This window comes from Streptomyces sp. SP17BM10 (assembly GCF_036322405.1).
Taxonomy (GTDB): Bacteria; Actinomycetota; Actinomycetes; order Streptomycetales; family Streptomycetaceae; genus Kitasatospora.
The window spans coordinates 1-10,726 of the sequence record NZ_JAQYXB010000447.1 but is presented as its reverse complement, the minus strand read 5'-3'; the positions used below and the strand labels follow the sequence as shown (position 1 = coordinate 10,726).

The following is a 10,726-nucleotide window of genomic DNA, read 5'->3' as shown; positions in this document are numbered from 1 at the left end:
GGACTGGGAGTCCATGACGATGTAGGCGCCGCCGTACGCCTTGCGCAGGATGAGCGAGATGCGCGGGACGGTGGCGTTGCAGTAGGCGTAGAGCAGCTTGGCGCCGTGCCGGATGATGCCGCCGTGCTCCTGGTCGACGCCCGGCAGGAAGCCGGGCACGTCGACCAGCGTGACCAACGGGATCGAGAAGGCGTCGCAGAGCTGGACGAAGCGGGCGGCCTTCTCCGAGGAGTGGATGTCCAGCGCCCCGGCCAGCCGCAGCGGCTGGCTCGCGACGATGCCGACGACCTGGCCGCCGAGCCGGGCCAGGGTCGTGATGACGCTGGTGGCCCACCGCTCGTGGACCTCCATGTGCTCGCCGTCGTCGACGATCTCCTCGATCACCGCGCGCATGTCGTACGGGCGGTTGCCGTCGACCGGGACGAGCTCCAGCAGGCGGTCGGTGCGCCGCTCGGCCGGGTCGTCGGAGGGCGTGGCCGGCGGCGTCTCGCGGTTGTTCTGCGGCAGGAGGGAGAGCAGGTAGCGGACCTCGGCGAGGCAGGTCTGCTCGTCGTCGTACGCGAAGTGCGCGACGCCGCTGGTGCCGGCGTGGACGTCGGCGCCGCCGAGGCCGTTCTGGGTGATCTCCTCGCCCGTGACGGCGCGGACGACGTCCGGGCCGGTGATGAACATCTGCGAGGTCTCGCGGACCATGAAGACGAAGTCGGTGAGGGCGGGCGAGTAGGCGGCGCCGCCGGCGCACGGGCCGAGCATGACGGAGATCTGCGGGATGACGCCCGAGGCCCTGGTGTTGCGCTGGAAGATGCCGCCGTAGCCGGCGAGGGCGGTGACGCCCTCCTGGATGCGGGCGCCGGCGCCGTCGTTCAGGGAGACGAGCGGCGCGCCCGCGGCCAGGGCCATGTCCATGATCTTGTGGATCTTCTGCGCGTGGGCCTCGCCCAGCGCGCCGCCGAAGATCCGGAAGTCGTGCGCGTACACGAAGACCGTCCGGCCGTGGACGGCGCCCCAGCCGGTGATCACGCCGTCCGTGTAGGGGCGCTTGGCCTCCAGCCCGAACCCGGTGGCGCGGTGCCGGCGCAGCGGCTCCACCTCGTGGAAGGAGCCCTCGTCCAGGAGCAGGTCGATGCGCTCGCGGGCGGTCAGCTTGCCCTTCGCGTGCTGGGCCTCGGTGGCCTTCTCGCTCGGCCCGTGCCGGACGTCCCGGCGGATCAGGTCGAGTTCGGCGACCCGGGCGGCCATGGTCATCAGATCTCCTTGGGTACGCCCACGTCAGCGGGGGCGGAGGGCTCGGGCCCGGCCGAAGACGGGCCCCGGGCGCTCGCACAGGGCGAGCAGGGCGCGCCGGGCCGGGAGGTCGGGCAGGGTGTCCAGGACGGCCCGGGCGCGGTCGAGGCGGCGGTGCATCACGGCCTCGGTCTCGGCGAGCGCGTCGGAGCGTTCGAACAGCTCCAGCGCGCGCGGAACGTCGGCCGAGGGCACGGGACCGGCCGCGAGCAGGGCGCGCAGCTCGGCGTCGGCCGGGTCGGCGCCCTCGCGGGCGAGCAGGACGGGCAGGCTCTGCACGCCGGCGAGCAGGTCGGCGCCGCGCGGCTTTCCGCTGGCTTCGGCGGGCCGGCGCAGGTCCAGCAGGTCGTCGGCGACCTGGAAGGCGATGCCGAGCTGCTCGCCGTACTCGGTGAGCGCGGCGGCGGCCGGGGCGGGCGCGCCGGCCTGGACGGCACCGATCGCCAGCGACATCGACAGCAGGGCGGCGGTCTTGCCCGCCGCCACGTGGAAGTAGTGGGTCACCGGATCCACGTCGGGCCCCGGGCCGGTGAGTTCGCGCAGCTGGCCGGAGACCAGCCGCCCGGCGGTGCGGGCGTTCAGGTGGACGGCGGCCGGCCCGAGGTCGGCGGCCAGCTGGGCGGCGCGGGCGAGCAGCCAGTCCCCGCTCAGCACGGCGGCGCGCTCGCCCCAGCGGGCGTGCACGCTCGGGACGCCGCGCCGGGTGGCGGCGCCGTCCATGACGTCGTCGTGGCAGAGCGAGGCGAGGTGGACGAGCTCGGCGATCGCGGCGGCCTGCGGAACACCCGGCGCCCACGGATCGCCGAACTCGGCGCCGAGCAGCACCAGCAGCGGGCGCAGCCGCTTGCCACCGGCGGCGGCGAGGTGTCCGGTGAGGGGGCCGACGCGCGGGTCGAGGGTGTCGTGGGCGCTGGCCAGGAGCCATTCCTCGGCGCCGGCCAGTGCGGCGCGCAGCCGGTCCTCGAACTCGGGTTCGGCGAGTTCGAGCCGATCGAGCAGTTCGGCGGCGGACGGTTCCGGGGTGAACGGTTCCGGGTCGGTACCCAGGCCGGTGGCGGCCTCGGCCACGGCTTCGTACGTCTGTCCGGCCGTCATGCGGAAACCTCCTCTGCGGCCGCGCCGCGCTGGATTCCAGGGATCTGTGCGCCAGCTTCGAACGGGTGCGCACCGGTGTTCAACAGCGGTGTCAGGAAGGTGCCAGTAGGACCGTCACGGGCGGTTTGACCAGGGAATCGTCAGCTTCCTGCCAAGATTTCCGCGGACCGGCCGTCCGCGAACGCCCGCCGCTTACGCTCCCTGGCGATCACCCACCAGGAAGGCACGGAGAATTGCGCACCCGAATCGTCCTCGCCGCCGCCCTCGCCGCCGGCGCCCTCGCGCTGACGGCCGCTCCGGCCTCTGCCGCCACCACCGCGGACGGGGCGGCTGCGGCCCCGGCCGCGAAGGACTGCGGCGAGCTGAAGCTGACCGCCGCCCTGCCCGCCCCGCCGGCCGGGATGGCCGTGCAGCAGCAGGTGTCCGTCGGCGCCGACTGCAAGCCGGTGCTGGGCGAGGTCAGGCTGGTCCCGGCCAAGTCCGGTGCCGTCGAAGACCGTTCGGCCCGTTCGGCCCGTTCGGTCCGGACTGCCGTGGAGGCCGGCACCACGCGGCAGTTCACGAGCTCCAGCGAGTGGTACGACTGCTGCAACATCCGGATGACCGGCCTGTACACGACCTCGTCGTGGACCACCGACGGCACCCGGATCAGCGCCGCGAACACCGACGCGACGCAGCAGTGGAACCGCGAGCCGTGGAATGCCGGCTGGTCGCTGAAGTCGGCGACGAAGAACACCGATTGCACGACGGACTGCACCGTCTCGCACACACAGGCCGACGCCGAATTCACCTACAAGGGCATATTCGACGTGACCGGGGCGTGGTACGCGAACACCATGCACTCGTACGTCGACCTCCATGCGGACGGCACCGCGACGTGCCGTTTCGAGACCGAGACCCGGCACACCTTCATCGGCTGGAACTGGCAGCACAGCTGTCAGTGACGGGAATTCGGGTCGTTCCCGGAATTTCCGTGCGGGCTGGGCGCGGCGACCGTGAGGAGTCGCGCCCGGCTGTGGTGGCGGCCCTTCTCGTCGATCATTCCGCCCTCGTTCTCCGATTCATGCTTCATCGTTCTTCCGGCGGACATCCGATCGGACGTTGCACAGGTGGCCGGATCCTGGCAGCAAGCTGTCAGCGCCACCGGAAAGGCACAGGTCAGCGCCATACGATGTATGGCCAGCATGCACCTGACGATCTGATGGGCAGCGTCATATGACAATCGAAGCCAGCCGGGCCCCGGCCCCCGGAGCCGCCCTGGACGGCACGCCCCCGCCGCCGCGCTGGGCGGTGTGGGTCGCGCACGCGGTGCCGCTGATCGCCCTGCCCTCCACCCTCTGGCGCCTCGCGATGGCCATCGGCGTGCCCGTCGGCTACAGCGCCGAGGTGCTGCGCCACGACTACGGCATCCCCGGCAACGGCTACCTGGTGCTGCCGGCCATCTGCGTGCTCCAGGAGGCCACCGCCCTGCTCACCCTCGGACTCGTCCGCGACTGGGGCATCGTCGCCCCGCGCTGGCTGCCGGTCATCGGCGGCAAGGAGGTCCGCACCTGGGCCGCCGTGACGGCCGCCCTGCTCGGCGCCGCCGTCCTCACCGTCGTGACGATCAGTCAGGCCGTTGTGTGGGACAGCGTCGACAGCGAGAGCCTCAAGGGCGTACACCGGGCCGTCATGGGCTGGCTCTACGTGCCGCTGCTGCTGTGGGGGCCGCTGCTCGCCGTCGTGACGCTCGACTACGCCTCGCGCCGGCGCCGGCGGGCATGAGCGAGGGCGTTCCGGAGGGGCGGGCATGAGCGAGCGGATCGCGGAGGAGCGACCATGAGCGCTGCGGCCATCGTCCTGCTGGGCGCGCTGTCCCTGTTCGTCTTCGTCGCCGGCCTCGCCTCGGGCGCGCGCCGGCTGCTCGGGGTCCGGCTGGGCAAGGGGCGGGCGATCGCCACCGGCGCGGTCGGCCTGGCCAGCGGCAGCCTGGTCAGCATCCCGCTGCGCGGCGTCCAGCCGTTCGCCCTGGTGACCCTGGAGATCGGGGTCTCGCTGGTGATCGCCATGCTCTTCCTGGCGGCCACCGAGGTGCTGCTGCCCTCGTCCCCGATGCGCGGACTGGCCCGCCTGCCCGGCTCGCTGCGCCGGCAGGTGGCCCGCACCCGGCGCTACGGCCGACTCAGCCGGATATTCGTCCGGCACGGCCTCGGCCGGTTCCTCAGCGGGCGCACCCGGCGCGGCCCGGGTGCCACCGCCGAACGGGCCGTGCTGGCGGCCTCGTTGCGGCTCGCGCTGGAGGAGGCCGGGGTCACCTTCGTCAAGCTCGGGCAGGTGATGTCGACCCGCTACGACCTGCTGCCGCCCGAGTTCATCGCCGAGCTGAGCCTGCTCCAGGACCAGGCCACCCCGGAGCCCTGGGAGTCCGTCGAGCAGGTGCTGCGCGAGGAGCTCGGAGCCGCGCCGGAGGAGGTGTTCGCCGCGTTCGACACCAAGCCGTACGCGGCCGGTTCGATCGCCCAGGTCCACCGGGCCAGGCTGCCCGACGGGCAGCACGTCGCGGTCAAGGTGCAGCGCCCCGGCGCGCGCGAGATCGTCGTCGACGACCTGGACATCCTCTACCGCTTCGCCGAGCGGCTGGAGCGGCACACCGAGTGGGGCCGCAGCGTCGGCGCCGTCGCGCTGGCCCAGGGCTTCGCCGTCTCGGTGCACGAGGAGCTCGACTTCCGCATCGAGGCCCGCAACACCATGGCGGTGGCCGCGGCCATCGAGCAGGCCGGCGGCAACCCGATGGTCCGGGTGCCCGAGGTGCACGAGCGGCTCACCGGGCGGCGGGTGCTGGTCAGCGAGTGGATGACCGGCATCCCCCTGCACGGCGCCCCCAAGGTGCTCGACGAGCGCGGGCTCGACCGCAAGGCGCTGGCCGGCGCGCTGCTGGAGTGCCTGCTCGGCCAGATCATGACCAGCGGCGTCTTCCACGCCGACCCCCACCCGGGCAACCTGCTGCTGCTCGACGACGGCACCCTCGGCATGCTCGACTTCGGCTCGGTCGGCCGGATCGACCGCTCTCTGCGGGCCACCCTGCGCGGCATGCTGCTGGCCCTGCACCGCGGCGACCCGGGCGGCCTGTCCGCCGCCCTGATCGAGCTCGTCGTCCACCCCGAGCACATCGACGAGCGCCAACTGCAGCGCGCGGTGGGCCAGTTCCTCGCCCGGCACTTCGCCCCCGGGGTCAAGCCGGACCGCGAGATGTTCGCCGACCTGTTCGCGATCGTCGCCCGGCACGGCATCAACGTGCCACCGGAGATCGCCGCCGTCTTCCGTGCCCTCGCCACCATGGAGGGATCCCTCGACCGCCTGGTGCCCGGCTTCGACATCGTCGCCGAGGCCCGCTCCTTCGCCGTCACCCAGCACCTGCGCAAGCTCAAGCCCGAGACGCTCGGCCGCACCGTGGCCGAGGAACTGCTCGGCCTCGTGCCGATGTTGAGGAGGCTGCCGCGCCGGGTCGAGCGGATCGGCGCAGCCATCGAGGGCGGCCAACTGACCGTCGGCGTACGGATGTTCGCCGACCCGGAGGACCGCCGCTTCCTGCGCTCACTGGTCCACGAGATCCTGCTCGCCTTCCTGGGCGGCGTCATCGGCCTGGTCGGCGTGCAACTGCTGCGCACGAACGGCGGGCCGATGCTGAGCAAGGGGCTCGGGCTGTTCGAACTCTTCGGCTACAACCTGCTGGTGATCAGCTCGGTGCTGGTGATGCGGGTGCTCTTCCTGATGATCGGCCCCAAGCACAGACGGTGAGGCTCCAGGGCGGGGAGGTCGGGTCATATCGGGGGTGTCTTCGATGACGACTCGTCCTATATTGCGGGCATGTACCAGGATCCGGACGTGTGGACCCATCCCGGGCTTCGGGCGGCCGCGGCCGCCGAGGACTGGCCGGACGTGCTCAAGAAGTGGCGGGTGCTGACCCGCAGCAGCCAGAGCAAGCTGGGCGCGCTGGTCGGGCTCGCCCAGCCGGACGTGTCCGCGATCGAGAACCGTCGTCGGGAGGTGACCTCCGTCGAGGTCCGCCAGCGGATCGTTGCCGGGCTGGGGATCCCTGCCGAGTTGCTGGCAGGCGGCAGCGGTGAGGACCTGCCGCTCCCGTCGCTGGTGCTGCCCGGGGTCGTTGCCGAGTTCGAGACGGAGCGGCTGTCCGTGGTGCGCGGGGGGATGCGGCTGGACATCCCGACGCTGGAGGCGATGGAGCGGTTGCTCGCCGAGCACCGCCGCGCCGAGGACACTCTGGGGTCACGCGTGATGAACGGAGTGGTGGCCGCGCAGTTCGCGGAAGTTGCCAAGCTGTACGACCAGGCACGCGGCCCGATCGCCGACCGGTTCGTGAAGCTGCTGGCCGAGTACGCGCAGTTCCTCGCGTGGATGGCGCAGGACCAGGACAACGCACCCGTGGCGCTGGGATGGTTCGACCGCTCGTACGACTGGGCGTTGGAGTCTGGCCATGGGGACATGGCGGCCACCACGATGAGCATGAAGTCGCATCTTGCGTGGTCGCGTGGCTCGGGGCGCCGGTGCGTCCGGCTCGGTGAAGCCGCTGCCGCCACTCCGGGCGCGAGCGATGCCACCCGGGCCATGGCGGTGCAGATGGTCGGGCGTGGCCATGCCCTCGAAGGCGATGCCGACGCGGCGCATCGGTGCCTGGACGAGGCTCAGCAGATCATCGCCGGCGCCACGGATGCCCCGCCGTGGCTGTACTTCTATGGCGAGAGCTGGTTCGCCGCGCAGCGCGGCATGGCCGAGCTCCACCTGAAGCAGTGGGGCAGCGCGATCGACAACCTTCAGGTCGGCCTGGCCGGGTTCGCCACCACCTACCGCCGCGACCGAGCCTGGTACGGCGCCTGCCTGGCGCACGCCTACGCCGGGGCCGGAGAGGCGGAGGCCGCGCTTGAGACGGCGCTCGAAGTCGTCGACGACGCCGCCGAAGTCGGCCGACCGCACGCCTGGGGAGAACTGCACACCGTGGCCGGGGCCCTGCTCCGACACGGGGCTCCGCAGGGACGCCTCCTGGTCGACGCCCTGGCGGCGCTGGACTGAACCGAGGTATCAGGGCAGGGAACAGGAGGACCGAGGCGTGATCGACGTAGAGCTGCGGCACTTTCGCGAGCTGAAGCCCCCTGTGTCGAGTGGGTTCCGGAGCTACTGACCACCGGTGCCGTCACCGACGGCCCGTCGCACGCTGCGCTCTCGTACGTCCTCGGGCCCTACCGGCTGGCCTGAGCGCATCGATTCGCCCCCGCTCGGCTGGGGCCGAACGGGGGCGATCACCGCTATCAGCGCTTGGCGGCGGCTCGCTGGTAGGCGCGACCTGCCAGGGGGATCACTACGGCCAGGAGCACGCCCATCACGATCACCGCGGCGATGATCGGGTGATCGGAGGGGAACGCGCCATCGGACGCGCCGCGGTCGTTGCCGAAGAGGTCGCGCGCCGCCGACACCACCGCGCTGACCGGGTTCCACTCGACCACCACCCGCATCCAGCCGGGGAGGCCCTGCGGCGGGACGAAGGCGTTCGACAGGAAGGCGAGGGGCATCATCACGACGCCCGCCAGGGCGCTCACCGCCTCCGGGCTCCGCAGGGACAAGCCCACCAAGGCCCCCACCCAGGACATCACGAAGCCCATGAGGAGAAGGAGGCCGAAGCCGGCCAGTGTCTGCAGGATCCCGTTGTGCGCCCGCCAGCCGATCAGGTACCCGACCAGCGCCATGATCGCGGACGTCCACGAGACGAGCACGAGATCGGCGACGGTACGGCCCAGGAGGACGGAGGACCGGGAAATGGGGAGAGCCCGGAAGCGGTCCACCAGACCGTTGTTGAGGTCCTCGACCACCCCGACCGCCGTCGTGGTCAGGTTGGCCAGCATCACCTGGGCGAAGATACCCGCCATGATGTATTCCTTGTAGCCCCCCTGCCCCGGCGCCTGCATCGCGCTGCCGAACAGGTACCCGAAGACGAGCACGAACGCCACCGGCATGACGGTGATGCCCAGGAGCTGTTCCGGCATCCGCCGGATGTGCCGCATCTGGCGGCCCGCGAGCGCGAACGTGTCGCTGAACACCTCGGTCATGCTGTCTGCAACTCCTTGGACGGGGCGGGGTCGGTGACGGGCTCGGCGCCCTGCTTGCCGGTGAGGGCGAGGAAGACGTCGTCCAGGGAGGACCGGCGCACGGCGAAGTCCTGCGGCTCGATGCCGAGTTGCTGCAAGCCCTGGGCGGCGGCGGCGATGGTGGTCACCCCGCCGCTCATCGGCACCGACACCGTCCGGGCGTTCTCGTCCACGCTCGGTTCCCCGGAGGCGAGGCCGGCCAGTATCCGGGTGGCGTCGGCGAGGTCGGCGGCGGTGGTCAGCGACACCTCCAGGCGCTCGCCGCCGACCTTGCGCTTCAGCTCGTCCGGCGTGCCGTCGGCGATCACCACGCCCTTGTCGATCACCACGATCGAGTCGGCGAGCTGGTCCGCCTCCTCCAGGTACTGGGTGGTGAGGAGGACCGTCACGCCGTTCGCGACCTGCTCGTTGATCATGTCCCAGAGCGCGAGCCGGCTGGTCAGGTCGAGCCCGGTGGTCGGCTCGTCCAGGAACAGCACCGGCGGCGCGGCGACCAGGCTCGCGGCGAGGTCGAGGCGTCGGCGCATGCCGCCCGAGTACGTCTTCGCCGGGCGCCCGGCGGCGGCCGTCAGGTCGAACTTCTCCAGCAGCTCGTCGGCCCTGGCCTTGGCCCCGCGCCGGCCGAGCCGTAGCAGGCGGCCGATCAGCTGGAGGTTCTCCCGGCCGGTGAGCCGCTCGTCCACGGCCGCGTACTGGCCGGTGAGGCCGACGTTGGCGCGGATCTGCTTGGCCTGGGTGTGCAGGTCGAAGCCGGCGATGGTGGCCCGGCCCTCGTCCGGGGCGAGCAGGGTGGTGAGGATGCGCACGGTGGTGGTCTTGCCGGCGCCGTTGGGGCCGAGCACGCCGAGGATGGTGCCGGCCGGCACCTCCAGGTCGATGCCGTCGAGCGCCTGGTGGTCGCCGTAACGCTTGCGGAGGCCCTCCGCCGAGATCGCCGTTTCCATGCCGGCTCCTTTGCTGGGTGAGGTGGTCAGTTGACGGAGGTCAGCCGGGCGAGCAGGACGCGGCCGATCTCGGCCGCCGGCTCCGGCTGGAGCAGGTGGCCGTGGTGTGCGTGCACCGGGTGGGTGGTGATGCGGCCGGCCACGTGCGGCCGCCAGGCCGCCGCGGAGGCCGCGGTGCGTGCCTCGGGGTCGTCGGTGCCGACGGTGGAGACGAACAGCAGCAGCTCGCCGTCGAAGCGGCGCGGCCGGTAGCCGTCGCTCAGTGCGTGGTTGTTGACGCCGACCTTCACGAAGGCCGTGATGTGCTGCTCCGAGAGACTGCCGAGCGCGCTGTCCCGGCCGCGGATCAGCTCCATCGCCCGCTGGTGGTCCAGGGGTTGGGAGCGGATCTCGTCGAGGTCGTAGCCGACGAAGTCGAGCAGCGTCTCCAGGACGTCCCGCTCGGTGGGCTGGGTGTAGCCCTCGTCGGTCGTCCAGGACTCGTCGAACGGGGTCTGGTCGAGGTTGGCGAGCAGCGCGACCTCGGCGCCCTGCTCCACGAGGAGCGTGGCCACCTCGTGCGCCACCAGCCCGCCGAAGGACCAGCCGACCAGGTGGTACGGGCCCTCGGGCTGCACCGAGCGGATCTGCTCGACGTAGTCCGAGGCCATCTCCTCGACGCTGGTGGCGATCCTGGCGTCCGAGCCGTCCAGGCCGCGGGCCTGGAGGCCGTACACCGGGTACTCGGCGGCGATGTGCTTGAGGAGCGAGGAGTAGGGCCAGCTGAGGCCGCCGGCGCCGTGCACGCAGAACAGCGGGTGGCGGTCGCCGCCGGTGCGCAGCGGCAGCAGCACCTCGAAGCCGTCGCCGTCCTGGCCGCTGCCGAGCTTCTCGGCGAGGCGGGCGACGGTCGGGGTCTCGAAGATGCCCCGGTTGCTCAGCTTCACGCCGAGGACCGACCGGATCCGGCTGACCAGCTGGATGGAGGTGATGCTGTCGCCGCCCAGCTCGAAGAAGCTGTCGTCGATGCCCACGCGCTCCACCTTCAGGACCTCGGCGAACAGGCCGCAGAGCACCTCCTCCTGCGCCGAGCGGGGGCCGCGCGCTGTGGCCGCCGACTCCGCTGCGGGGGCCGGGAGTTGGCGCCGGTCGAGCTTGCCGTTGACCGTCAGCGGCAGCTGCTCCAGCGGGACGAAGGCGGAGGGGACCATGTAGTCGGGGAGCGCGGCGGCGATGTGGGTGCGCAGGGCCTCGGTGTCGAGGGCGGTGCCGGGGGTGGCCGGGACG

10 protein-coding genes are annotated in these 10,726 nt (G+C 72.1%); 4 read left to right on the top strand and 6 right to left on the bottom strand.

Annotation, left to right across the window (positions count from 1 at the left end; genetic code table 11):
* Both PUR71_RS05235 and PUR71_RS05230 read right to left on the bottom strand, forming a co-directional pair.
* A partial coding sequence (locus PUR71_RS05235) for an acyl-CoA carboxylase subunit beta (RefSeq protein WP_329925137.1) occupies positions 1–1,239 on the bottom strand: 1,239 nt, incomplete at its 3' end.
* A gap of 30 nt (positions 1,240–1,269) precedes the next feature.
* Positions 1,270–2,379 carry a polyprenyl synthetase family protein gene (locus PUR71_RS05230; RefSeq protein WP_329925136.1) on the bottom strand — a complete coding sequence of 370 codons (1,110 nt, stop codon included), beginning with the start codon at positions 2,377–2,379 and terminating at the stop codon, positions 1,270–1,272.
* A 233-nt stretch (positions 2,380–2,612) separates the two neighbouring features.
* Between PUR71_RS05230 and PUR71_RS05225 the strand changes: the two genes are divergently transcribed.
* Positions 2,613–3,323, top strand: a complete 711-nt coding sequence (locus PUR71_RS05225; RefSeq protein WP_329925135.1) for a hypothetical protein — start codon at positions 2,613–2,615, stop codon at positions 3,321–3,323.
* Here the strand turns inward: PUR71_RS05225 and PUR71_RS05220 are convergent.
* Entirely contained in the window at positions 3,317–3,451 is a 135-nt protein-coding gene (locus PUR71_RS05220) for a hypothetical protein (protein ID WP_329925134.1), read from the bottom strand. The two genes, PUR71_RS05225 and PUR71_RS05220, sit on opposite strands and share 7 nt — an antisense overlap.
* A gap of 143 nt (positions 3,452–3,594) precedes the next feature.
* On the opposite strand from PUR71_RS05220, the gene PUR71_RS05215 reads away from it, so the two are divergent.
* The 3 genes from PUR71_RS05215 to PUR71_RS05205 all read left to right on the top strand — a co-directional run bounded on the left by PUR71_RS05215 (position 3,595) and on the right by PUR71_RS05205 (position 7,446).
* Entirely contained in the window at positions 3,595–4,143 is a 549-nt protein-coding gene (locus PUR71_RS05215; RefSeq protein ID WP_329925133.1) for a hypothetical protein, read from the top strand.
* A gap of 54 nt (positions 4,144–4,197) precedes the next feature.
* The gene (locus PUR71_RS05210) at positions 4,198–6,156 is read left to right on the top strand and encodes an ABC1 kinase family protein (RefSeq protein ID WP_329925132.1); all 1,959 of its coding nucleotides are present in this window, start codon (positions 4,198–4,200) and stop codon (positions 6,154–6,156) included.
* Between the two features lie 69 nt (positions 6,157–6,225).
* Positions 6,226–7,446 carry a helix-turn-helix domain-containing protein gene (locus PUR71_RS05205; RefSeq protein WP_329925131.1) on the top strand — a complete coding sequence of 407 codons (1,221 nt, stop codon included), beginning with the start codon at positions 6,226–6,228 and terminating at the stop codon, positions 7,444–7,446.
* A 236-nt stretch (positions 7,447–7,682) separates the two neighbouring features.
* Here the strand turns inward: PUR71_RS05205 and PUR71_RS05200 are convergent, their stop codons facing one another.
* From PUR71_RS05200 to PUR71_RS05190, 3 genes are all read right to left on the bottom strand, one after another.
* The gene (locus PUR71_RS05200; RefSeq protein ID WP_329925130.1) at positions 7,683–8,477 is read right to left on the bottom strand and encodes an ABC transporter permease; all 795 of its coding nucleotides are present in this window, start codon (positions 8,475–8,477) and stop codon (positions 7,683–7,685) included.
* Entirely contained in the window at positions 8,474–9,460 is a 987-nt protein-coding gene (locus PUR71_RS05195; protein ID WP_329925129.1) for an ATP-binding cassette domain-containing protein, read from the bottom strand. The genes PUR71_RS05200 and PUR71_RS05195 overlap by 4 nt, the downstream gene beginning before the upstream one ends.
* 26 nt (positions 9,461–9,486) lie before the next feature.
* Positions 9,487–10,726, bottom strand: a 1,240-nt coding sequence (locus PUR71_RS05190) for an alpha/beta fold hydrolase (protein WP_329925128.1), incomplete at its 5' end; no start/stop codon positions are given.